19 protein-coding genes and 1 riboswitch are annotated in these 23,427 nt (G+C 52.5%); of the genes, 3 read left to right on the top strand and 16 right to left on the bottom strand.

Going from position 1 to position 23,427, the window contains the following annotated elements; all coding sequences use genetic code 11:
- Nucleotides 1-55 precede the first annotated feature (55 nt).
- From R50912_RS34880 to R50912_RS09330, 5 genes are all read right to left on the bottom strand, one after another.
- Nucleotides 56-199 (bottom strand): hypothetical protein, encoded by a 144-nt coding sequence (locus tag R50912_RS34880; RefSeq protein WP_156123046.1) that lies wholly within the window; start codon nucleotides 197-199, stop codon nucleotides 56-58.
- 167 nt (nucleotides 200-366) lie between these two features.
- A complete protein-coding gene (locus R50912_RS36180; protein ID WP_442950513.1) occupies nucleotides 367-1,077 on the bottom strand; it encodes a 3D domain-containing protein in 711 nt (236 codons plus the stop codon).
- A 191-nt stretch (nucleotides 1,078-1,268) separates the two neighbouring features.
- Nucleotides 1,269-3,206 carry a threonine--tRNA ligase gene (thrS, locus tag R50912_RS09345; RefSeq protein ID WP_042234223.1) on the bottom strand — a complete coding sequence of 646 codons (1,938 nt, stop codon included), beginning with the start codon at nucleotides 3,204-3,206 and terminating at the stop codon, nucleotides 1,269-1,271.
- A gap of 579 nt (nucleotides 3,207-3,785) precedes the next feature.
- Entirely contained in the window at nucleotides 3,786-3,959 is a 174-nt protein-coding gene (locus R50912_RS34125; RefSeq protein WP_039303331.1) for a type II toxin-antitoxin system antitoxin, read from the bottom strand.
- A gap of 12 nt (nucleotides 3,960-3,971) precedes the next feature.
- Nucleotides 3,972-4,814 carry an SPFH domain-containing protein gene (locus R50912_RS09330; protein WP_042234219.1) on the bottom strand — a complete coding sequence of 281 codons (843 nt, stop codon included), beginning with the start codon at nucleotides 4,812-4,814 and terminating at the stop codon, nucleotides 3,972-3,974.
- 185 nt (nucleotides 4,815-4,999) lie between these two features.
- Here R50912_RS09330 and R50912_RS09325 point away from each other — a divergent pair, with 185 nt between their 5' ends.
- Nucleotides 5,000-5,182, top strand: a complete 183-nt coding sequence (locus R50912_RS09325; protein ID WP_039303325.1) for a hypothetical protein — start codon at nucleotides 5,000-5,002, stop codon at nucleotides 5,180-5,182.
- Between the two features lie 110 nt (nucleotides 5,183-5,292).
- Here R50912_RS09325 and R50912_RS09320 read toward each other — a convergent pair whose 3' ends face one another.
- Nucleotides 5,293-9,615: a bifunctional 2',3'-cyclic-nucleotide 2'-phosphodiesterase/3'-nucleotidase gene (locus tag R50912_RS09320; RefSeq protein ID WP_042234217.1), complete on the bottom strand. Its 4,323-nt coding sequence runs from the start codon at nucleotides 9,613-9,615 to the stop codon at nucleotides 5,293-5,295.
- Between the two features lie 145 nt (nucleotides 9,616-9,760).
- On the opposite strand from R50912_RS09320, the gene R50912_RS09315 reads away from it, so the two are divergent.
- Complete coding sequence (locus tag R50912_RS09315; RefSeq protein ID WP_052416156.1) at nucleotides 9,761-10,087, top strand: hypothetical protein; 327 nt, start codon at nucleotides 9,761-9,763, stop codon at nucleotides 10,085-10,087.
- 123 nt (nucleotides 10,088-10,210) lie between these two features.
- Here R50912_RS09315 and mqnC read toward each other — a convergent pair whose 3' ends face one another.
- The 3 genes from mqnC to metA form a co-directional block, all read right to left on the bottom strand.
- Nucleotides 10,211-11,347, bottom strand: coding sequence for a cyclic dehypoxanthinyl futalosine synthase (gene mqnC / locus R50912_RS09310; protein ID WP_042234215.1), 1,137 nt, complete (start codon nucleotides 11,345-11,347; stop codon nucleotides 10,211-10,213).
- Between the two features lie 288 nt (nucleotides 11,348-11,635).
- On the bottom strand, nucleotides 11,636-12,802 hold the full coding sequence (locus R50912_RS09305; RefSeq protein WP_042234213.1) for an aminotransferase class I/II-fold pyridoxal phosphate-dependent enzyme: 1,167 nt from the start codon (nucleotides 12,800-12,802) through the stop codon (nucleotides 11,636-11,638).
- 187 nt (nucleotides 12,803-12,989) lie between these two features.
- Nucleotides 12,990-13,907, bottom strand: coding sequence for a homoserine O-acetyltransferase MetA (gene metA, locus R50912_RS09300; RefSeq protein ID WP_039303312.1), 918 nt, complete (start codon nucleotides 13,905-13,907; stop codon nucleotides 12,990-12,992).
- Nucleotides 13,908-14,026: 119 nt separating this feature from the next.
- Nucleotides 14,027-14,158, bottom strand: a riboswitch (SAM riboswitch).
- Nucleotides 14,159-14,581: 423 nt separating this feature from the next.
- Between metA and corA the strand changes: the two genes are divergently transcribed.
- Nucleotides 14,582-15,517: a magnesium/cobalt transporter CorA gene (corA, locus tag R50912_RS09295; protein WP_042234210.1), complete on the top strand. Its 936-nt coding sequence runs from the start codon at nucleotides 14,582-14,584 to the stop codon at nucleotides 15,515-15,517.
- Nucleotides 15,518-15,608: 91 nt separating this feature from the next.
- On the opposite strand, the gene R50912_RS09290 is transcribed toward corA, so the two are convergent.
- From R50912_RS09290 to cobI, 7 genes are all read right to left on the bottom strand, one after another.
- Nucleotides 15,609-16,520 carry a 1-phosphofructokinase family hexose kinase gene (locus R50912_RS09290; protein WP_042234208.1) on the bottom strand — a complete coding sequence of 304 codons (912 nt, stop codon included), beginning with the start codon at nucleotides 16,518-16,520 and terminating at the stop codon, nucleotides 15,609-15,611.
- Between the two features lie 165 nt (nucleotides 16,521-16,685).
- Nucleotides 16,686-17,702 carry an HRDC domain-containing protein gene (locus tag R50912_RS09285; RefSeq protein WP_042241970.1) on the bottom strand — a complete coding sequence of 339 codons (1,017 nt, stop codon included), beginning with the start codon at nucleotides 17,700-17,702 and terminating at the stop codon, nucleotides 16,686-16,688.
- 259 nt (nucleotides 17,703-17,961) lie between these two features.
- Entirely contained in the window at nucleotides 17,962-18,843 is an 882-nt protein-coding gene (locus tag R50912_RS09280) for an ROK family protein (protein ID WP_042234205.1), read from the bottom strand.
- Nucleotides 18,844-19,077: 234 nt separating this feature from the next.
- The gene (locus R50912_RS09275; protein WP_052416155.1) at nucleotides 19,078-20,700 is read right to left on the bottom strand and encodes a cobyrinic acid a,c-diamide synthase CobB; all 1,623 of its coding nucleotides are present in this window, start codon (nucleotides 20,698-20,700) and stop codon (nucleotides 19,078-19,080) included.
- A gap of 36 nt (nucleotides 20,701-20,736) precedes the next feature.
- The gene (locus R50912_RS09270; RefSeq protein ID WP_042234202.1) at nucleotides 20,737-21,873 is read right to left on the bottom strand and encodes a cobalt-precorrin 5A hydrolase; all 1,137 of its coding nucleotides are present in this window, start codon (nucleotides 21,871-21,873) and stop codon (nucleotides 20,737-20,739) included.
- Nucleotides 21,839-22,633 carry a precorrin-4 C(11)-methyltransferase gene (gene cobM / locus R50912_RS09265; RefSeq protein WP_081956778.1) on the bottom strand — a complete coding sequence of 265 codons (795 nt, stop codon included), beginning with the start codon at nucleotides 22,631-22,633 and terminating at the stop codon, nucleotides 21,839-21,841. Before cobM ends, R50912_RS09270 begins: the two co-directional genes overlap by 35 nt.
- A gap of 5 nt (nucleotides 22,634-22,638) precedes the next feature.
- Nucleotides 22,639-23,388: a precorrin-2 C(20)-methyltransferase gene (gene cobI / locus R50912_RS09260; protein ID WP_042241967.1), complete on the bottom strand. Its 750-nt coding sequence runs from the start codon at nucleotides 23,386-23,388 to the stop codon at nucleotides 22,639-22,641.
- Nucleotides 23,389-23,427: the final 39 nt, after the last annotated feature.

Here is a 23,427-nt window from a genome sequence, read left to right as displayed (position 1 = left end):
CCGGACGTGAGAGGACAGCCTTGACGCTTCAAATGCTCATACCGTTACCCCAGCATTACTGCTGTGGTTTTTGTACCGGTTTGGAGAACGTGTTGCTCTTAGTAGTTGCACCGTCGTTCTCAACGGCAAACTCAGCATTGTATTTTTCATTCGGTGTTTTGAAGTTCTCTTGTACCTTTGGTTTCTTGGAATTGGCCACGGAAATCACCTCCCTTTTCCTTCAGTACAGCCTGTTTAGAGCTGACGAAAAGATTATATCGGAAGAGGCAAGTCGCTTTGCCCCAGTCGATATTATGGGAAATGTGACGTCGTATTATGCATGCTTACGTGAAAAATAATTCAAACTCAGTGAGGCCGGTCCAGCCCTTAAATAACCTCTTCCAGCAAATATTGCGGCACTGCATTATAGGTCTGGATTGCATGTCCGAGACTTTTCAGCATACTCTCCGTGCATTTTCCGTTACCGCGTTTGATGAGATGGACGACAACCGTCTTCTTGCCCCATTCTTTGTACACCTGCTTGGTGGTGCTGAAGTACAAGTCAATCTTCCGCCCCTTAATCGCTGAACCGGTGTCGGCCACTATAGCATATCCATAACCCGGAATATATAAAATACTTCCCAAAGGCAGAACTTTCGGGTCTGCAGCAATGGTGGATACGGCATTCTTGTCCCGGCGTACCTTGACACCCGAGTACGTAATTCCATACTGCGGATGCTTCGCGGTCTTGCCTGTGGATTCGTACCCGGCCGTATAGCCGGTCGCTGTTACTTTCATTGAAGTGATGATCTGCTCCGGCGCAGGTGCAGCTACCGGTACCGAATCCGGCTGCTTGGGAGCTACCTTCGCCTTCGGCTTACTCTCCGGCACCTGTGCTGGCTTAGGAGCCTGGACGGTAACCGGCTGCCGTAACCGCGAAGAGCCTCCCAGACGGGATGCCGAACCTGCCTCTTGACGCTGAACCTGAGAATTCGTGGTGGCCGCACTAAGTTGTCCTGCAGTGTCTCCCGTCCCTCTTGCCTGTGCCGATTTGCGCGAATCATCCGGGTAGATCCCGGCTGCTGTCAGCAGAAGCACGATGGTGACGAAAAGACACCAAAACCTCTGGTATAAGCCCATTTTGTTCATTAGTTAAACCTCCCCATATAGCGAAGGTTTCCCGTTTCACAAAATTTTATACCTGACACCGGATAATAGCGGTCCCACGCGGCTTATAACAGAGGTTATTAATTCGTAATTATACGTACTATTAACAGCTTGTGAATGCTTTAGATTACGCGTCCCGCAATTTCCTGCGTAAGCGAATCGATGACTTCCTGCAGCGGTTTGGCGCCGATGTCGCCTTCACCGCGTTTGCGGATTGATACGCTGCCGGCATTCATTTCATTCTCGCCTACGACGAACATGTATGGGAGCTTCTCCAGCTGTGCTTCACGGATTTTGTAACCCATTTTCTCATTGCGCAAGTCAACTTCGGCGCGGATGCCGCTGCGCAGCAGCTTCGCAGCCACTTCCTTCGCATATTCATCAAAGGCAGAGGATACCGGAATGATCTTCACTTGCTGCGGAGACAGCCACAGCGGCAGTGAACCGGCAAAGTTCTCCAGCAGGAATGCTACGAAACGTTCCATAGTTCCTAGAATTCCGCGGTGCAAGACAACCGGACGGTGTTTCTGTCCATCATCCCCGACATATTCCAGCTCAAAGCGTTCCGGCAGCAGGAAGTCGATCTGTACAGTCGACAGTGTTTCTTCCTTACCCAATACTGTTTTGATCTGAACATCCAGCTTAGGGCCATAGAAGGCTGCTTCGCCTTCGGCTTCGTAGAATGGCAGGCCGGCTTCTTCGACAACCTCACGCAGCATACGCTGTGCTGTCTCCCACATTTCATCATTGGCATAATACTTCTCTGTATCCTTAGGGTCCCGGTAAGAGAGTCGGAAACGGTAATCTTCAATCCCAAAGTCGCTGTATACCTGCTTGATCAGCTCGAGCACGCGGATGAACTCGCCTTTGATCTGGTCCAGACGACAGAAGATATGGGAATCATTCAGCGTCATCGAACGGACACGGTGCAGGCCTGTCAGGGCTCCCGACATTTCATAACGGTGCTGGATGCCCAGCTCGGCAATACGGATCGGCAGATCGCGATAGCTGTGCATCGAGCTCTTATAGATCATCATGTGATGCGGGCAGTTCATTGGACGAAGCACGAACTCCTCGTTATCAATAGTCATCTTAGGGAACATGTCTTCCTGGTAGTGTTCCCAATGTCCGGAAGTCTTGTACAGCTCTACATTCCCCAGTACTGGAGTGTAGACATGCTGGTAACCAAGGCTGGCTTCCAGATCTACAATATAGCGCTCCAGAATGCTGCGCAGCTTGGCGCCCTTAGGCAGCCAGATCGGCAGGCCTTGTCCAACCAGCTGGTTGAAGGTGAAGATTTCCAGTTCCTTGCCCAGCTTACGGTGATCGCGCTTTTTCGCTTCCTCCAGCAGACGCAGATGCTCGTCAAGCTGGGCCTTTTTGATCCAGGCTGTGCCGTATACGCGCTGCAGCATCTTGTTCTTGCTGTCTCCGCGCCAGTAAGCACCGGCTACGTTCATCAGCTTGAACACTTTGATCTTCGCAGTGGACGGCAAATGCGGACCACGGCAGAGGTCGAAGAATTCGCCCTGTTCATAGATTGTAATCACGCTGTCTTCCGGCAGCGCCTGAATCAGCTCCAGCTTGTAAGGATCGGCCAGCTCGCCGAATCTGTCCAGCGCTTCCTGACGGCTTACCTCATGGCGGACAATCGGCAGGTTCTCAGAAACGATACGTTCCATTTCCTTCTCAATCTTCAGCAGATCCTCCGGATTCAGCGGATGCTCCAGATCCATATCATAATAGAAGCCGTCTTCAATTACCGGACCTACTCCGAGCTTAACCTCCATAGTTCCGAACAAACGTCTTACCGCCTGGGCCATAAGGTGAGCTGTACTGTGACGCATCACTTCCAGGCCTTCCGGGGAATCCAGGGTAACGATCTCTACAAGATCGCCTTCCTGCAGCTGAGTGGACAGATCCACGACGATTCCGTTGATTTTGCCTGCAGCGGCATTCTTGCGAAGTCCGCTGCTGATCGAGGCTGCTACATCATCAATGCTGCTGCCGTTCGGGTATTCCCGGACCGAACCGTCCGGAAGTTTGATATTTACTGACATTTTTCTTCCTCCTAAAAGTTTGTTAGCCAATACTTCCCTGATCCTTTACGTACAAACTTACTCCGGGAGCATTGGCTTAGTTGTGCGGAACATCCGCTTCTGTGATACTTGCTTCTTCGGCAGGTCTCTGCACACAAAAAACACCCGTCCCGCAAAGGGACGAGTGATTGCACCCGTGGTTCCACCCAAATTCAATTCATTCATACAGAGCCGGCTGCAGAGCAGCGGCATTGCAGAATAGAATCCTTCGTCAGCATGGAGATAACGGCCATGAACCGGCGGTTCTTACTATCCTGCTGAAATGATGTCCGCAGCCGGACATCCCAGGAATTCATAACCGCAGCTACAAAGGGGTAAATCAAAAGCCGGTACCGGAGGAAATTGCAGCCTGGGGTTTCCTCTCTCTGAAGCGGTCCTGAACATCGATTCATATCTTTGTCGAAGCTGATAACGTGAATTACGGTAATTATAAATCTCAGCTTATCTTCCGTCAAGTGGAACCGGCTGTGCCTCCTCACAAGGACGGCACAGCCGGTTTAGCAAGTTATACAAGTCTGAAGCGCCGCCGCCCCAGGCTGTTCATTCTTCTTCCCGGCGTTTCTTACCCGGCAAGCGGCCTGCGCGCTTCAAAGACTCACGCAGCAAGTATTCGATATGTCCGTTTACGCTGCGAAACTCTTCTCCCGCCCAACGTTCCAGCGCTTCGTGCAGTTCGGGATCGATCCGCAGCGGAAAGCTTTTTTTGGCCGCCATAATATTACCGCCTTAGTACAACGAGCCAGCGTTAATGACTGGGCTCGCACCGCGCTCCGACACAATCGCCACCATCAGATTATTGATCATCGCCGCCTTGCGTTCTTCGTCCAGTTCAACTACACCGCTCTCTTTGAGTTGGCGGATTGCCATATCCACCATGCCGACAGCACCTTCTACGATGATCTGGCGTGCAGATAGAATGGCCGAAGCCTGCTGGCGCTGCAGCATTGTGCTGGCGATCTCTGTGGAGTAGGCCAGATGGGTCAGGCGGGCTTCGATCACTTCTACACCGGATAAGGACAGACGCTCCTGCAGCTCCACCGCCAGTTCTTTGGCAATCTCATCGGCATTGGCCCGCAGGGACATGCCGGTCTCATTGAAGTTATCGTAAGGGTATCTACTCGCTACATGACGCAGCGCCGTTTCACTCTGGATTTCCACAAACGCCATATACTTATCTACATCAAACAGCGCCTTGGCCGAATTAATGACCTTGAATACAATCACCGCAGCAATCTCAATCGGATTTCCTTCCACATCATTGACCTTCAGCTTCACGCTGTTGAAGTTGCGGACCCGCAGCGATACGGTCTTGCGGATGCTGAACGGAATTACAGCGAATAACCCGCTGGTTGCAATCGTACCGACATATTGGCCAAAGAAGGTCACGACCACTGACTTGTTCGGCTGAACGACGGTAATACTCGTACATAGAATACCGGCTGCAACAAACAGGATGACAGGCAATGCCACGTATTCCTGAACGGCACCGTAAATGCCGCCCCCGATACAAATGGCAATTAGAGCCACCACCCAGAATCCGCTGACAGGATGCAATGTTTTCTCTTTCATAAAGATGCCTCCATTAGATATGTATTTGATATAATTATGATATCACTTTTGGATAGAACTGTAAACTACTATTGTAAAAAAATCACTGCCCCTTTACCGTTTTTCTTTTATGATTTGTCTGACATTACGAATGTTACGAAGCATCAGTATGGACCAAATCACAATGAACAAAGGATGTGTAACTCATGAGTGTTAAAGATCAAGTACTGGAAATCATTAAAGCTTCAGCAGCTCCTGTAACTGCAGGTGAAGTTGAGAAGCTGTCAGGGCTGGAACGCAAAGCGGTCGACAAGGCCTTCACCGAGCTCAAAAAAGAAAATGCGATTGTCTCCCCTATCCGCTGTAAATGGGAAGCTGCAGTGAAATAACAAGACGCCTATGGTCTGGGCTGGACAAGCCTTAGCATCCTCGTAAACGGAAAGGCCCGCGCACAATGTGCACGGGCCTTTTGCCTGATTCAATTGTATTCATATAGAAATCAGGAAGCTTTGTTTTCCAGCATCCGGTAAATAATGACGGCCGCCTGGGCGCGGTTTGCAATACTTTTCGGTGCGAATTTCTGGGCGTCCACACCGTTGACGATCCCCAGCTGAGTAAGCTGTGCTACAGGCTGCTGCGCATAGGACGCAATCTTGGCCTTGTCAGCAAACTTATTCAGAGCAGCAGGATCAACCGGCTGCAGCTGATCCTTGAGGGCATTAGCGATCATGATCGCCATTTCCTCACGGGTAATCTCACGGCCCGGCTCGAATTTCCCGTTGCCCGAACCTCTTACCAGACCTGCATTTACAGCAGCAGCGATGGTGTCCGAGTACCAGACTCCTTGCTTCACATCGCTGAACGTAACAGCTGTTGCCGTATTCGTCAAGCCGAGCGAACGAACCAGCATGGTTACGAATTCTGCACGGGTCACGCTCTTCACCGGAGCAAAATTCGTGCCGTCGATGCCTTTAATAATACCTTTTGCCGCGAGTGCATTAATGGCCTCCTGTGCCCAGGCTACCTTACCCAAATCTTTGAATACTGCTACAGGTGCGGCAGGACTCTGTGTTGGAGCCGGAGTGGCTGCCGGTGCAGGAGTTGCTGTTGCCGCCGGACTAGGAGAAGCTGACGGTGAAGCAGTTGGTTTAGGTGTTGCAGTCGCAACAGGTCCTGTACCAGGGTTTGAACCCGGGTCTGCAACATTGGTAATCCGGCCTTCAATAGCAGCTCTAATGGCACCGCCTTTGAACGTATTCACAATATACTCGTAGAATACGTCCAGATCAATCGGTCCGGCCAGCGATTTACTTGCTTGCGTCAATACTTTGTAATTGTCCCCGCCTGCAGCCATGAAGTTGTTGACTACAGCCGTATAGGTCTTGGACATTTCAATTGGTGTCCCGTCTGTTTTGGTCAGATTAGCCACACGGCTGGCAACCGGCAGATACATGTTGGCAGTATATTTCAGACCGGAGATCTGCAGTGTCTTGATGTCTGGTGTTCCGTCGGCTTTCACTGCCCATTGCTGCTGCAGCAGTGTCTTAATCTGTTCACCGGTAAGCGTCAGCTTCACCAGTGTATTGCCAAATGGCTGGATCTTAGCCAAGTCACCGAAGGAGACATTCCCCTTTGGCAGATCGGCGCGGATGCCGCCCGGATTCATGAAGGCAAAATCAGCAGGAGCCTTAGCGCCGTCTTTGAAATCAGCTTGACGCATGGCATCCGCAATCAGGTTGCCTAGAGGAGCTTCCTTCAGGTATACATCTGTACGGGTAACCGTACCATCTGTTGTGCCTACAGGATTGCTCAGCTCCGGGTGCTTGTCCAGGTATTTTTTCACCAACGCTGCTGACTCTGCATCAGGAGTGATACCAGGATCATCCTGGAAGGTCGTAGGAACGATAGCAGATTTCTCTTTAACATCGCCTGTGGTGTGGTCGATCACCAGCTTAATGTCATCATAAGCCGTACCATACGAATATGCCTGAACGATCAACTTGCCGTTAACTGTACCGTTGGCCAGTGCGTGGTTGTCGCCGGCAACGATGACATCGACCGGGGAATCAGCCGGGAGGGCATTCGCCAGATCGGCCGCTTCGCCTGTCGTCTTGCCGTCTTTAGTTGTTGCAGGATCATGCGCAAGCACAATAATCGTTTGTACGCCTTTATCCTGAAGCTCCTTAGCGTATTTATTGATTGCCTCGACTTCCTCGGTCGCGCTCAGGAATTTAACGCCTGCCGTACCTTCAGGGGATACTTTGCTTGGCGTAGCCTTGGTCACGACACCGATAAAGCCGATTTTGACGCCGCCGATTTCTTTGATTACATACGGATTAATGATCGGAGTCCCGGTTTTTTCATCCACCGCATTGGCATTGATATAATCAAAGTCCGCGCCTTTATGGACGATTGACTTATTCTTTGGATCTTCACCGCCGAAGATTTGTGATTTCATCGCCCCTACACCTTGGTCGAACTCATGGTTACCCAGTGAACCCACATCGAATTTCATCAGGTTCATCCACTCGATCGTCGGTTCGTCGCGTTCAAGCGAGGATACCGGAGCAGAAGCGCCGACAGAATCGCCGTTATGGAACAATAGAGAGTATTCATACTTCGCCTGGGCTTGTTTCAGGTAAGCTGCCAGATAGGCCACTGTCCCTACTGGCCGGTTGCTGACAATAGAGGTTGTATCGAGCTGTCCGTGCAAATCGTTGACTCCGATCAGATGCACTTCAACATCTTTGGTCGGTGCCGGAACGGATTGTTTCAGATTCAGATTAAAAATTTCAAAGCCTTTAGCGTTCTTTGTCCCTGTATCGCTAATTTTGCCGCTAGCATAAGGAACAGCATCCGGCGACGATGTAAAGGTCACATTGACATTGCCTTTGATCGGTGCAATCGACCAGTTATGGTCGGCCGGTTGGTTAACGGTTCCTGCTTCCTTGATATAATCCATCAGAATTTGGCGGTTCTCGTCCAGAGTGTCAATAATCATCTTGGCATCTGTTTTGAGACCCGGGAAGTTCCCGCCGCCGCTCGCACGATAATTGTTAGTAACAACGATAAACTTATCATCCATGTTCAGTGGTTTGTCATTATACGTGATTGAAGTAACCCGGCTGGAATTGGCATCATTAATTGTGCCATCTTCTTTGTATTTCGCATTGCGGGTTACATCGATCGTATACTCGATTCCGTCAATCACATCGAAATTGTATACGGAGAATTTAGAATTAAGCAGCTCCTGCGTGGTGGATACCGCCGGTTTGATACGGTTAAAGGCGCCTGCGCTCATTTCAACCCATTCTTTTACCGTTGACCCCTTAACCAAAATTGCCTTCAATGTATTATCGTAAAGATACAAGTCACTTGCACTGCGGATCGTCAGGTCGCCTGCTTTAATATCAGTATATTCATCAGGGCCGTTGCGTCCTGCTTTGAAAGGCGCGCCTACGCTCAGTATTGGCATCCCCTGGTAAGCAGCCAGAGTCGGATCTGTATTAATCCGGTTCTCTACATAGCTTCGCTGTGCATAGGTTACGATCTGAACGGTCGGATCATCCTGCACCATCGCGAAGAAGCTGTTCATCGGCACATCCGTTTTACCCAGCGGTGTATTAACATATTGAATTGTAGCTTCATGGGCTGCTTTTAAGGCCGCGTCCACTGCAGCATCCGGAGTCACGCCCGTAATTGAACGGGTAGAGGATTGGGAATTGGTTTTGTCTACAACCCAGCCGTCTCCCTCTGGCTTAATGGTGAGGTCAATCAAGCCCAGATTGTTTCCGCCGAAGCCGGCTTGAACAGCTGGAACACCATTGATCTGACCTTTGGCATTGTCGATGCCAGGCAGCAAAGCTTTGGATGCATTCTTGAACGATGCGTCCAGAGCATCCACAGTTGCTGCCGGGAATACTTTATGGGTGTGGGAGAATGTGATTGCATCAATATTAGGTACCAGGCTTAGTGCTTTGATGTCATTCTCGGAGCCGTCGCCTAGCACTGCCGAATCAGCATAACCAGTGTGCGCCATAGCAACGATAATATCCGCACCTTTCGCCTTCATCTCAGGAATGAATTTTGCGGCTGTTTCAGCAATATCTTTAGTAATAACCTTGCCTTCCAGATTGGCTTTGTCCCAATCCATAATCTGCGGAGTAACAAGACCAATCAGGCCTACGTTAATGGTTTGTGTATTGCCATTGCTGTCTTTAACTTGCTTTTCCAAAATTTCATATGGTTCAAAGTAATTTACATCGTTGTTAGGATTATTGTCACCGTCGTTAACATATACATTCGCATTAATAAAAGGTATATCTGTATATGTTGCCGAAGTAACGCTGTTCAGATACGGTAGACCATAGTTAAATTCGTGGTTGCCGAGTGTTGCAGCATCATATTCCATTGTATTCAAAGCCGCAATCATCGGATTGATTTGTATAGTCTTGCCTTCAGCATCTACTTGCTTCGAAGCGTACGTACCCAGCGGTGTACCCTGAATCAAATCACCGTTGTCGAGTAAAAGATTGTTTGTGTTGTTCATCTCTGCACGAGCCTGTTTCACCAGCGTTGCCGTCCGGTCCAGTCCCACAGTCAGTGACTCTTTGTTCTTGAAGTAGTCCCAGCCCATCACATTGGTATGCACATCTGTAGTACTCATCAGCCGCAGGCTGACTGTGCCAGGTGCAACAGTGGCAGCTTCCGCCTTCCCGCCTCCCAGTACTGAACCGGCAACAACTCCGCCTAGTACCTGTGCAGTGATCACAGTTGCAGCCAGTATTGAAGCGATAGGTTTGTTCCAACGCTTTTGTCTCATATAATAGAATACCCTCCCAGTCGATCTCTTTAAACTGACCGTCAAAGCGTAACATATCGCCAACTTTCAATCTATCAGACTGGGTTAACTAGAATTGCGAGTTTTGTAAATTGTAAACAAGAGTAAGAATATAGGGGGGCAGACATTGGACGAGGAAAAGAACACACATCGGGAAATTTTTTGGGTCAAAGACGAGAATCGAAACGTAAACCTGCAAGACATACGCTGGTTTGAAGAAATGCTCACCTTTGATACTTTGCGGGAAGCGGAAGAATGGGTGATGAGTGACGCCTATAATAAGGTTGGCGGACGCCAGTTCGACGGCTATCTGACTAGTGATCCCAAGCTCGCTTTTGTACTGGTCTATAACCTGACACGCCTGAAGACTCTTGGCCGCGCTTCTTTCAATAATATCTATGCTGATGAGAAGGAGAAGGATGGGCAAACCCTATTTATGGTTTGGGTGAGTTGATAGGTCTAAAGGCACAAAAAACGCCTATCCATCACCCGTCCCAACGGATAAATGATAGATAAGCGTTGTATCTGCTCCTGTGAAATAGCCGGGCTGACACCATATGAGATGCCGCTCTCCCCTCTAATTCTGCATTACAAAATCATTGTCAATCTTCGCGTTCGCATCATCGAACACCCGCAGGATATCGTAGCGCGTGTTGCGCTGTGCCGGAATCTTGCCTGCTTCGCGGATGATCCGGGTAATCGACTCGATGTTGACCTTGTAGGTCGCGCCTGCGGAGGAAACTACGTTCTCCTCAATCATCGTGCTGCCGAAGTCATTGCAGCCGTATTGCAGGGAGAGCTTGCCGACCTCAGCCCCCATCGTTACCCAGGAGGACTGGAAGTTCTTAATATTATCCAGCACCAGACGGCTGATCGCCACGTTCTTGAGGTACTCTTCCGGAGTCTGACGGTCCAGCTTCAGGTTCGTATTATCCGGCTGGAAGGTCCAGGAGATGAAGGCCAGGAATCCTTCGGAGTCATATTTATTGGCAATACACTCATCCTGAGCTTCACGGACACGCAGCAGATGCAGCGCCCGCTCCTCCATGCTCTCGCCTAGGCCAATAACCATAGTGGCTGAGGTGTTCATTCCAATGCGGTGTGCGGTCTGCATGACATCCATCCACTCGCGCCAGGAGCCTTTGAGCCGGCTGATCTTGCGTCGTGTCCGGTCGTCGAGAATCTCAGCACCCCCGCCGGGAAGCGAATCCAGGCCTGCGGCACGGATCTCACGCATGACCTGCTCCAGCGGCAGACCTGATACTTCGACCATCTTCATTATTTCTGCCGGTGAGAACGAATGCATCGTAATCTCCGGGAACCGCTGCTTAATGCCGCGCAGGATATCAGTGTAATAGCTGAACGGCAAATTCGGGTTCGTACCGCCCTGCATCAGAATCTCGGTTCCGTTCACGCTGATCGTCTCGGCGATCTTCTCATAGATGGTTTCATCCGGAAGCACATACCCTTCCTCCGAACCCGGTCTCCGGTAGAAGGCGCAGAAGCGGCAATAGACATCACATACATTGGTGTAGTTAATATTGCGGCCGATCACGAATGTGGTCAGCGGGTCCGGGTGCCAGCGCTTCATAATAATATCTGCAGCAGCGCCCATTTTCTCAATTTCATTGCTTTCGAACAAAGTGATTGTGTCTTCTAATTGAAGACGTTCACCTTTAAGTGTCTTATCCAGAATAAGATCAATTGCACTCATCGTTCGCAGCCTCCTCTTAATCCCATGAAGTATAGTAGAAGAATTTCAAATTAAAAGTAAACAAACTCGTTCCCTCATCGTATCACAATCGGGAGAGCTTGAAAAATCTTTCGCCAAGTGGAAACGATTTTGCCGTCCTTTTATTAGGACGGAACGTTTCAGCGAGAAATAGAAGGATACTTAAAACACATACAGTCTTATATTTATATAAATAGCAGCACCGCGTTGGTGCTGCTGTTGAAGGCAACTGCTACTTCAGATAACTGAACGGAGCTGTTCCAATGTGAACTACTCAAGCTCGGCGCGCGCGGCCTCTAGTGCCTGGGTCAGATCCGCAATCAGATCATCCACATGCTCGATGCCGACCGAGAAACGCAGCAGCCGGTCATCTACACCCACCGCATCGCGGATTTCCGCCGGAATATCGGCGTGAGTCTGTACAGCCGGATAAGTCATAAGCGATTCCACACCGCCAAGACTCTCAGCGAAGGCGATCAGGCGGATATGGCGGAGCAGCGGCTCCACGTATCTCGCATCCTTCACCTTGAAGGAGAAAATTCCGGTATTGCCCGAAGACTGGCGCTTCTGGATTTCATACCCCGGATGATCCGGAAGCCCCGGATGGAAGACCTCAGCAATGGCCGGATGCTCCAGCAGATAACGGGCGATAGCCAGTGCATTGCTCTCATGCCGCTCCATGCGTAGGGCGAGTGTCTTCATTCCCTTCATCAGCTGATAGCTGTCGTTCGGGGCAAGAACGGCTCCCATTGAGTTATGCAGAACAGCCATTTCAGCAGACAATTCAGCACCTTTCGTTACTATAAGTCCAGCCAGTACATCGTTGTGTCCGCCCAGATACTTGGTCGCGCTGTGAACGATGATATCTGCTCCAAGCTCAATCGGGCGCTGGAAGAACGGGGTCAGCAGCGTATTGTCGACAATCGTGAGCAACCCGTGGTGGCGGGCCCATGTACATACCGCTTCGATATCCGTAATCATCATCAGCGGATTGGTTGGTGTCTCAATGAATACACCCTTGGTGCCCGGCTGTCGCGCAGCCTCCAGAGCATCCAGATCATTCGTATCCACATAGGAGGCGCTGATGCCGTATTTGGACAGAATCCGTTCCAGCAGACGATAGGTTCCGCCGTACAGGTCGAGCGAGACAACGAGATGATCCCCTTGCCCAAACAAGGCAAACACAGTAGTCAATGCAGCCATACCCGAGGCGCAGGCGAAGCCGGCATCGCCGGATTCCAGTACCGCTGCCGCATCTTCGAGCACAGAGCGGGTAGGATTTTTGGTGCGGATGTAATCAAAGCCCGTGCTCTGTCCGAGTCTCGGGTGACGGAATGCCGTCGCGTTGTACACAGGATAATTAATCGCCCCTGTCGCGGGGTCCTCCATCGAACCAATCTGTGCCAGTTTGCTCTCAATTTTCAGTTTCTCGTCCATTTCCATTTCCTCCTAATAGTTTGTTAGCATTTGCTTCCCTGAATTTCTTCGTACAAACTGGCTTCGGAAGCATGGGCTTAGTTTTGTATAGCGTACACAACCTGATCATTCTTCGACAAAACTTGCTTCGGAAGCATAGACTATGTGTTGTGCGCCAACCCATCCTTCTATAATACAAATACAACTTTTAAATAAACGCTCCGATATCGTAGGGTGTCTCCTGGTATACATAGTAATTGAGCCAGTTAGCGAATAATAAGTTGGCATGGGCACGCCAGACGGCCGGCGGTGTACGGGTGGGATCATCTTTTGGATAATAGTGCTTTGGAATCTCAATATCCATGCCTTTGGCGATATCGCGGTCATACTCCCATTTCAGGGAGAACGGATCATATTCTGAATGTCCGGTCACAAAAATCTGCTTGCCGTCATGCGTAGAAACCAGGTACACACCGGCCTCCTCTGATTCCGCCAGAATCTGCAGATCCGGATTATTCTCTATATCTTCACGGGAGACGTCGGTGTGACGGGAATGCGGCACATGGAATACTTCGTCGAAGCCCCGCAGCAGTTTCACATTATTATGGCTCAGCGTATGCGGAAACACTCCAAAGCATTTATCCGGCAGACTCACCTTACGCACACCGAAGTGGTGGTACAGTCCTGCCTGCGCGGCCCAACAGATATGCATCGTCGAGGTTACGTTCTGCTTGCTCCATTCAAAAATCACTTTCAGCTCTTCCCAGTAGTTGACATCCTCGAACTCCATTTGTTCCACCGGAGCACCGGTGATGATCAAGCCGTCAAAGCGGCGGTCACTGATTTCATCAAAGGTTTTGTAAAAGCTCTTTAAGTGCTCTGCCGAAGTATTCTTCGAGGTATGGGAGCTGGGATGCAGCAGAACAACATCCACCTGAAGCGGTGAGTTCCCGATAAGGCGCAGCAGCTGCGTTTCCGTGGTTTCTTTGGTCGGCATCAGATTCAGGATGGCGATCCGCAAAGGACGGATATCCTGATGAAAGGCATGGCTTTCATCCATTACAAAAATATTCTCACCGGATAATACTTCTTTGGCCGGAAGACTGTCGGGAATTTTAATAGGCATTGCTGTTTCCACTCCTTAACTGAAATTAGGTTCCGCTTGGCGGTTAAATCTGATCCAAAACAACGAAAAAAGACCTTTCTCGGGCGAGAAAGGTCATATATCTGCAGTCATATGCGCCTCTCTCATCTGCCAGAGAACTTCCGCCGGACAAATAACGTCCTGCAAAGCTTCCGCAAGAATTAGCACCGTGCGTTCACACGCCGGTTGCCGGGTTTCATCGGGCTAGTCCCTCCACCTGCTCTTGATAAGATTAAGCTGTATTCAGTTGGAAAAGCTAAAGCATCCGGAGATACTATTCTTAAAATTTACTTTAAATCATGAACCTCCTTTTCGTCAAGTCCATACAATGCTTAAGGGGCCCAGAGAATGAAAAGAATTTATCTTGAAAGAGGCATACCCGGGCGTTATACTAGACAAGTGTTTCAACCATAAACGGCGAAAAGAAGAGGTGAGAGAAGAATGGAAGGCGACCCGGGCTCGCGAATAAGCGTGCAGAAAGAACAACCACACAGGATTAACATCAGCTTGCCGGCGGCGGGGGCAGTTCTTCTTCATGCTCTCGGACCGTCTTTTGGCCTTCATCAGTAGATTGTACCACCGGCCAAGCTGATTTTTTCTCTGTGCTTTAATTAGCATATCCCTGGAGAAGACCAGGGACAGAAGGAGTGAATCAGATGAAAATCCGGCTGGTAAACGCAGGGGTTTTTACGACTATTGACAATATTGAGGATACACTTACCGCACCCGCTGAGGGTTTCTATTGGATTGATGCGGATGCTGAGGACCTTGTAGAGCTTCAGCCATTGTACAATCTGCATGATCTGGCTGTGGAGGACTGCCTCAGTGAAGAGGATCAGCGCCCGAAGCTGGAGATTTATGAGAGCCATTATTTTATCGTAGTAAACAGTATCCGGTTTGATGACGAGGAAATCTTCCTCCGCGCGCTCAACGTGTTCCTGGGCAGACATTTCATCATCACCGTTACCAAGCAGAAGATCCATGAGCTGCGCGTCCTGAAGCCTGTACTCTGGGAGCAGGAGGTCAGTGAGCCTGACCGCTTCCTGTACCTGCTAATCGACCTTGTGGTTGACAACTTCTTCTCCGTCGGTGACCGGATTGAAGCGCGGATTGAGAAGCTGGAAGAAGACATCCTCATGCACACCAAGAAATCGCATCTTAGCGAGATCATCGGTCTGCGCAGTGAAATTCTCTGGCTGAAGAAGATGCTAGGCCCGCAGAAGGAAGTTATCAACACGCTGAACAAAAAAGACCTCCGCCTGATCGACGATCAGCTGCAGAAGTATTTCAGTGATATTTATGAAAATGCGGTTAAGATCTCTGAAACATTCGAAACGTACCGCGATCTCATGGGCAACTTACGCGAAGCATATCAGTCCAGTATCGCTAACCGCGCCAATGAAATCATGAGAGTATTTACGGCAATTACTACGATATTCATGCCGCTGACCGTTATTACCGGTATCTACGGTATGAACTTTGACAATATTCCCGAGACTCACTCCCAGTACGGCTATTATGGAGTTATCGCCGTCATGGTGACGCTCGGCTGCGGAATGCTGGTGATATTCCGCAAGAAGGATTGGCTATGAAGCACAGCGGACGAATACGCAGGACGAAGGCACCGATTACCCGGAGGGTAAAGGAAGCCTTCGTCTTTTTGGTATATGGCGGGCTTTAAATTTACTGTTGTCCAGAAGTATCCTTATCCATGCTGTTGAACAACCGCTCCGGGTTCATGACCGCCGCCGCACCGGAGGCAACGCCGAATTGAACAGCTCTGCGCAGCGGCCAGCCCCGTTCCAGACTATATACGAGTCCGGCTACCAGACTGTCACCGGCACCAACTACGCTGAGTACGGGAACCTCAGGTGCCCGCAGGTGCTCGCAACCGTCTCCCGTAATCAGCAGCGCCCCGTCCCCGCCAAGCGAAACCACAACCACCTCGGTCCGCCCTTCTTCGATCAGCTGCAGCGCGGCTGCCTTCACTTCCTCATCACCGGTTATAGTACGGCCCGATAACTCTTCAAGCTCCCGTGCATTAGGCTTCAGCAGATAAACTCCGGCATCAGCAGCCAGCTGCAGCGGTTCACCGGAAGTGTCGACAATCACCCTGGCATTCCATGGCTTCACAATTTCAATGACACGGCTATAGAAATCAGCCGGACAGCCTGGAGGTAAACTGCCGCTGGCTACAAGATAAGTTGGTTTGTCCGGCAGCGCCATTAATTGTTCGAGGCATTGCTTCCAATCGCCTTCGATGAACCTCGGGCCCGGCATGTCGAACCGGAACTGCTGTCCTGTGGATTCCTCCACGACAATCAGATTCTCCCGGGTCTGCCCGCTGATCGGAATCTCCTGATGCTTCACGCCCTCCTGTTCCAGCATATGGTGCAGCAGCTGACCATGAAGTCCGCCTGAGGCATACAGTGCAAGGGAATCCCCGCCCAACCTATGAATCGCCCGTGACACATTCACACCGCCGCCCCCCGGTTTGTACGAGGCTTCACGGCAGCGCAGCTTATGATCGGGAACAACCTTACTTATACCCGTACTGGCATCCACGCTAGGATTAACCGTCAACGTAACTATCATATGTCCCACTCCTTTTTAACTGCATACAGGTATAGTACCCCTAATCGTCCCTTTCTCCTAATAATTTGCAGACACTGCCGGCCGCAGATAAAACCCTGCAGCTCGCTTCCTCGCGGGAAAGGGGGAAGCGCGATACAGGGTAAGCTCCGGGAAGTAGGCTGCTTCCTACAGGTTCGTCGCCAGCCCCAACCCGGCCGGTTGCTCCCGGCGGAAGCGGATACGGATCAGCCGCAGGCGCTCATAGTACATATCGAGGCCTTCTGCGGGCGAGAAATCCTCGCCATAGGCCTTATAGAGGACGGGCTTCAGGAAGGTATCACCAATCAGCTCATAAGCTGTCCATATATTGTTCTGTTCCTGGGAAGTGACTTCATTGAGTTCAAGAGCAATGAGCTTCTCAACAGAATAACCGTCCTTCTCCAGTTCCTCTACAGCTTCAAGAACTTCACGGCGGGAGACCCCGCTGAGCCCCTTGAGCTGCTCCATTCCCTGCCCTTCTTCAATCCCCTGAAGCAGCACACGCCGCAATCTCAGCCGCTCCAGCTGCTTCTTGTATTTCAGCTCCTTCTGTTTGTACAGCCAGGAAACAAAGCTCTCTTCGTCCACCGAATCACTTACCCAGCCCAGCGGATATTGATGCTCACGCTGCACACCGGAGGTAATACTGAGCCAGTCGGCGCCATATTGCGAGGCTTTACCTTCACCTACCCCGGGAATCTGCAGCAGCTCTTCTGCCGTATGGGGCAGAAATGCACTGATCATCCGCAGCAGACGGTTGCTAGCCAGGATATAGGGTGCCTTGCGTTCACTGGAGGCCTTGCCTCTGCGCCACGAGCATAGCTCCTCATAGACCGTTTCATTTGCGTACTGCTCACTGTAATACTGCAGCTTAAGCTGCTCCTGACCGCGGCTGTTAAGATGCTCATCTTCATGAAATACACCATCAATCAGGGGGCGGTAACCGTCACCCATCTTCATTGCAAGCTCATGCCGGTACACACACAGCATTTCATTCCATGAACCGCCTTCATACCATAGGCTGTCACCCATTTCCTGTTCCCCTGAGAAGTCGCGCCAGCCCAGACGCCATACCCCCTCCTCCTCTCCAATCCACAGCTGGGCAAATACCTCCTGGTCCACGCCTGACATTCTGGACAAACGGTTCATAAATACGATCTGCATATGAATCCCTACCTTCATCGTCTTACAGTATGCATGGTCTTTGTGCGGACCACCGGATTCTCTGCCCCCGCCCGATACGGTTTCAGCGGGAAAGATAAGGAACATTTATTGCGCGGAGCCTATAAATTCTTATCTTTGCACAAAAAAAGCACCTCTCCCACGAAAATACGTGAAAGAGGTGCTTCCTCTTAAATGCTATACTGTTAAAACCTAGGATACCACATATTGCGAAACAGTCAATGTCTTTTTATAGCATATTCTACTGTCCGTCAAGCGCCAGCTTCGCAAGACCAAGCGCACCCGAGAGTCCGGCATTATCCCCGAGCTGAGGAGGGACGATATAACTGCCGATCGCTGCATTGAGCGCCGGATGCTGCACATATCCGCCAAGCAATTCCTGCAGCTTGGTATGGATCAGCGGGAAGAGCTGGCTCTGCTTCATCACGCCGCCGCCCATCACGATTCTCTGCGGCGAGAGGATCAGCACATAGTTCATCAGGGCATGGGCCAGATAGTGGGCCTCCATCGCCCAGGCCGGATGATCCGATGGCAGCTCGCCCGCAGGCTTGCCCCAGCGCTTGCCGATCGCCGGACCTGCCGCCAGGCCTTCCAGGCAATCGCCATGATAAGGGCAGAAGCCTTCATAGATATCTTCCGGATGGCGGCGGACCAGAATATGTCCCATCTCAGGGTGAGACAGCCCATGGATCAGCTTCCCGCCGACCACTGCACCGGCGCCGATGCCGGTGCCTACTGTGATATAGAGGCAGCTATCCAGCCCTTGGGCGGCACCCCAAGTGTACTCGCCCAGGGCGGCTCCGTTCACATCTGTATCGAAACCGACCGGAACATCAAGTTGCTCCGCCACGGCTCCTACCAGATTATATCCACCCCAGTGGGGTTTCGGTGTGGTTGTAATATATCCGTAAGTAGGGCTGCCGATCACCGGGTCAATCGGTCCGAATGAACCGATGCCAATGGACTCCACATCTTTACCGGAGAAGTATTCTAGTACCAGCCCCATCGTTTCTTGAGGGGTTGTGGTCGGAAAGCTCACCCGGTCGATAATCGTCCCGTCCTCATTTCCGATTCCGCACACAAACTTTGTTCCTCCTGCTTCAATCGCTCCCAACAATTTCACTGCAGCGTTCTCCCTTCTCCATTACCATCATTAAGTGATTGCTTCCAGACTTTGAAATTCAGCAGCATATAATCCAATCTATTCCCTGATAAATAAAGCCGATAACCTGCCAGCAGGGTAATAAAGCGCTCTCTTGATCCTATTATACGAGGCTTAAAGATGTATGACAAGCGGTTGACATATGTGACACGGTTAAAAAATATTCTGGAATTGCTCGCCTCCGGTCTGGAAAACTTAGAGCCGCTGCTTCGCCTGCTTCTTCTGTTCCCGATAAGTGAGGCAGGCCTCCACCATACGTCCGGCTGCCGGGAAATGGGAGGCCAAATGAATATGCGCATACGCCGCCATAATGTTGCCGCTGATATACCCTTCCGGCTGACTGCCTCCTCTGCCTTTACTCTCATAGGCATAAATCCGGTCTTCGCCGGGAATATAGCTCATGCCGGAATAATGGAATTCATGGCCGCGCAGTCGCCCGCCCTGCTTCAGCAGCAGGCAATCGTGAAGTGCTGTCACCTCACGGTACCCGAGCGCGGCGCGGCGTTCCTGCATTATGCTGTGCGCCGGAATGATCCCGGCCATCTTATGCACAGCGCCGGAGCGGTCGGTCAGGCTGCGGGCCAGCACCATGTAGCCGCCGCATTCCGCATACAGCGGCATTCCGTCTGCAGCTGCAGCTCTTACGCCGTCCAGGAAGAGCGAATTCGCTGCAATCACAGCAGCGAATTCTTCCGGAAACCCGCCGCCGATATAGATTCCATCGGCCTCCGGCGGGATTCCTTCCCCGCTAAGCGGACTGAAAGCAGCCAGCCGCGCACCTGCGCGCTCGAGCAGCTCCAGATTGTCGGCATAATAGAAATTGAATGCCGCATCCCGGGCTATGGCAATAACCGGCTGGACAGGACGGTGCGCCGGCCTGCTCGTATCCGCCGGCATGATCCGGGCTGCCGGTGAAGACAAGGGTGGCCCTGCTGACACAGGCTGCTCCTGTGATGCAGGCTCCAATGCCGGCAGGCTGCCCGAATCCGGAGTCTCAGTCTCCGTAACCACCGGCATCCCTGGCTCCAATATACCCGGGCTGCTAAGCGAGGGCCCTTGCGCCTGCAGCACCGCATCCGGTTCCGGCGGATACTGCAATGCAGGCGCAGCAGCGGCAAGCTCCAGCAGACGCTCCAGATCGGTGCCCTCCGCCAGCAGATCGGCGGCATGCTCGAACAAAGGCTCCAGCTCTCCGCGCTCCACAGCGGGAAGCAGGCCAAGATGCCGCTCCGGGATATCGAGGCCGCTGTCGCGCGGCAGCCAGCCGATGACCGGAATGCCGCAGGCCGCTTCAATCGCTGCCCGGACCATCCGGTAGTGGCCCTCACTGCCGCAGCGGTTCACAATAACCGCAGCAATCCGCACCTGCGGCTCCAGCTGCTGAAAGCCCAGCACAATAGCCGCTGCACTGCGTCCCATGCTGCGGACATCGACTACAAGCAGCACCGGACTGTCCGTCAGGATAGCGATCTCCGCCGTTGATCCGGTGAGTGCAATGTCCTCTTTGCCGTCATACAATCCCATTACGCCTTCAATGACCGACAGGTCCGCATCCTCCGAGGTGGTCAGGAAATACTCCTGCAGATAGCTGCCTGAAGTCATCCAAGAGTCCAGGTTGCGGGAGGAACGGCCTGTAACTGCACTATGATAAGCAGGATCGATATAGTCAGGCCCGCATTTATAGCCCTGAACCTTCAAGCCGCACCGGGCAAACGCCCGCATCAGTCCCAGCGTGACCGTTGTTTTGCCGGAGCCGCTGCCCGTGCCTGCTACTACAAAACGCGGGCGTGTCTGCAATAACGGCTCCCGGTCCTTCATTTCATTCCATCTCTCTCTCACCGCTTCTCCCCCGCTCTAACCGGCATAGACAACCCGCGCTACGGCGATTGTCACATTTCCGCTTTTATGTTTGCGCTGCAGGAGCGCCTGCGCACCTGAAGACAACAATGCGGCAGGCTCACAGACACCGTACGCTCCGGTCGCTCTGAACACTACCTCCGAAGGATTGTCCAGCGTGACAGCGTTCAGCTGGTCTGGTGAATACAAAGCCAGCTCCCAGCCGTATTTGGCACACAGAGCCAGCAGTCCGGCCTCATCGCCCTTTATCCCGGCAGTCGCCACATTCCGCACACTGTAGAGCGATAGCCTGAGCTCTGCCAGCGTATGCAGCATTACAGCTTCAAGCTCTTCCGCAGAGGTCCCGCGGTTACAGCCCAAACCGAGCACCAGACTGCGCGGACGATAGACTACAGCGCATTCAGCATGCATGGCATCCTCCGGCTCATCTTGATCCGGCAGCCGGTCACTAACCACAATCGCCGCGCTGAAGCGGAAGCCGCTGCTTCGCAGCTCCTCCCGGCTGGCGAATAACCGTATATGCTCCGGCAGCACTGCCCCCGGCGGCAGCCAGCCCGGCTCTCCGCTCTCCTGGACAAAGGCTACCGGTTCCCCGTTGACGAGCGCAGCACTGACACTTTTCATACTGGTAAAGCTGTCCACGCGCCAGCCGTATTCCCGGCCAAGCAGATCCACAGCGAAGGTGCCTTGCACATCGGAAGCCGTTGTAATTACCGGATGACTGCCGAGCAGCCCAGCGATCTGCAGCGTCAGTCTGTTGGCCCCCCCGAGATGGCCGGACAGCATGCTGATCACATGCTCCCCGCGCTCATCGATGACGATGACGGCAGGATCGATTCTTTTGTCCTGCAGCAGCGGAGCCATCAGCCGGACAGCAGCGCCCAGTGAGAAGAACAGAATGACCCCCTCGTAATCCCGGAAGAGCCGGGGGAGTAAATCTTTGACCGGCCCCTCAAAAAGTGAACTCTCCCCAGCCCGCATCTCCAGCCCGCCGCTATACTTGGCATAACAAAAGACTTCCGTCTCCCCAAGCCCGGCTCCCAGCTTCAGCGCCAGCCCGATGCCGTTTCGCGTGATCGCGACCGCTGCATACCGCCGCTTACTCACCTGAGCCCATTCCTTCCCGGCAGCCATGGGTAAATGCCTTGTCATAGAGCTTGGAACGGTGCTGGTCGCGGTCCGTCAGCCCGGGGTCCAGCGCCCAGCCGGCCAGGATCATGGCGTGCATGGTGATACCCGCAGCACGCAGATCCGGCTCCAAATTCTGCACCGTTGTCCGCAGAATCTGCTGATCCGGCCAGGTGGCCCGCTTCACTACAGCTACCGGTGTATCCGGACTCCAGCCAGCAGCCAGGAATTCCCCGGTCACATGCCCGGCCAGGGAGGCGCTAAGAAACAGCGCCACCGTACAGTGATGCTCCGCCAGCTTACGCAGCTGCTCGCGTTCCGGCACCGGTGTACGTCCTTCCGCACGGGTCAGAATCACCGTCTGCGTCAGCTCCGGGACGGTCAGCTCTGCACCAAGCGCCGCAGCGGATGCAAAAACAGAGCTTACACCCGGCACGATTTCATAGCTTACGCCCCGCTGCTTCAGCAGCGACATCTGCTCCAGAATCGCGCCGTACATGGACGGGTCGCCGGTGTGGATGCGGCCTACGCTTTTACCGGCCTGGACGGCTGCCGCCATCAGCTCCACCTGCTGCTCCAGATCCAGCCCCGAGCTTCGCAGCACCTCTGCACCGGGCTTCGCACTGTGGATCAGCTCCTCACTGACCAGAGAATCGGCATAGAGCACCAGGTCCGCTGAGCGCAGAATCCGGCTGCCTTTTACCGTAATCAGCTCCGGATCGCCGGGTCCGGCACCTACAATATATACTTTAGGCTCGAGCACGATATCTGTCATTTGCTCACCACCATCAGACTTAAGTACTCCAGCTCCTTGCCCCGCAGATCCCGCGCATCGCGCCATACCGTTTCATACGGAGAGGTTACCTTGGTAACGACGGATGCCTTGCCGGACAGTCCCAGTTCATCCAGCACATCCAGCACCAGATCCAGCACCTTGGCCACCTTGAGGAACACCACCGTCTCGTGATGCAGCAGCGCTTCCTTCAGTGCCTCGCGGTCACCTGTCGCCGGGATGATACCCACCCGCTGATCTCCGTCCGCCAAGGGCTGCCCCAGGGCAGCAGCCGCGCCCAGCACCGAGGAAATCCCCGGAATGGAGACGATCGGCACACCGGGATGCAGCTCCTGCATTAACCGGGCCAGATGGATAAAGGTGCTGAAGAGATTAGGGTCACCTTCCGTCACAAAAGCCACATCCCTGCCCTGCTTCAGCTCACTCCAGCACAGCTCCACAGTGCGGTTCCAGCCGCTGGCCAGCAGCACAGGATCTTTCGTCATCGGGAAGATCAGCCCGAGCATGATTTTCTCATCCGGCTTCACATGCATCTCGATGATTTCGTGGGCGTAGGATTTGCCGCCTTTGTGGGTTGCCGGGTAGGCAATCACCGGACATTCCCGCAGCAGCCGGCAGGCCTTGAGCGTAATCAGCTCCGGATCACCGGGGCCGACACCGACACCGTACAACGTCCCGACCGCCCGGGGAGTCAGTCTTTCCTCCAGCTTCAGCTCTTCCTCATCCATAGCATCATAGAGCACACTTGCGGCCTGCATCGCCGCTTC

This window comes from Paenibacillus sp. FSL R5-0912, from assembly GCF_000758605.1.
Taxonomy (GTDB): domain Bacteria; phylum Bacillota; class Bacilli; order Paenibacillales; family Paenibacillaceae; genus Paenibacillus_AQ.
This window is presented reverse-complemented; position numbering and strand designations above follow the sequence as displayed.

Coding starts and splice junctions, on each gene's coding strand:
- thrS (WP_042234223.1), bottom strand. CDS start 3,206: ATGTCAGTAAATATCAAACTTCCGGACGGTTCGGTCCGGGAATACCCG.
- R50912_RS34125 (WP_039303331.1), bottom strand. CDS start 3,959: ATGGCGGCCAAAAAAAGCTTTCCGCTGCGGATCGATCCCGAACTGCAC.
- R50912_RS09330 (WP_042234219.1), bottom strand. CDS start 4,814: ATGAAAGAGAAAACATTGCATCCTGTCAGCGGATTCTGGGTGGTGGCT.
- R50912_RS09325 (WP_039303325.1), top strand. CDS start 5,000: ATGAGTGTTAAAGATCAAGTACTGGAAATCATTAAAGCTTCAGCAGCT.
- R50912_RS09320 (WP_042234217.1), bottom strand. CDS start 9,615: ATGAGACAAAAGCGTTGGAACAAACCTATCGCTTCAATACTGGCTGCA.
- mqnC (WP_042234215.1), bottom strand. CDS start 11,347: ATGAGTGCAATTGATCTTATTCTGGATAAGACACTTAAAGGTGAACGT.
- R50912_RS09305 (WP_042234213.1), bottom strand. CDS start 12,802: ATGGACGAGAAACTGAAAATTGAGAGCAAACTGGCACAGATTGGTTCG.
- metA (WP_039303312.1), bottom strand. CDS start 13,907: ATGCCTATTAAAATTCCCGACAGTCTTCCGGCCAAAGAAGTATTATCC.
- corA (WP_042234210.1), top strand. CDS start 14,582: ATGAAAATCCGGCTGGTAAACGCAGGGGTTTTTACGACTATTGACAAT.
- R50912_RS09290 (WP_042234208.1), bottom strand. CDS start 16,520: ATGATAGTTACGTTGACGGTTAATCCTAGCGTGGATGCCAGTACGGGT.
- R50912_RS09285 (WP_042241970.1), bottom strand. CDS start 17,702: ATGCAGATCGTATTTATGAACCGTTTGTCCAGAATGTCAGGCGTGGAC.
- R50912_RS09275 (WP_052416155.1), bottom strand. CDS start 20,700: ATGAAGGACCGGGAGCCGTTATTGCAGACACGCCCGCGTTTTGTAGTA.
- R50912_RS09270 (WP_042234202.1), bottom strand. CDS start 21,873: ATGGCTGCCGGGAAGGAATGGGCTCAGGTGAGTAAGCGGCGGTATGCA.
- cobI (WP_042241967.1), bottom strand. CDS start 23,388: ATGGATGAGGAAGAGCTGAAGCTGGAGGAAAGACTGACTCCCCGGGCG.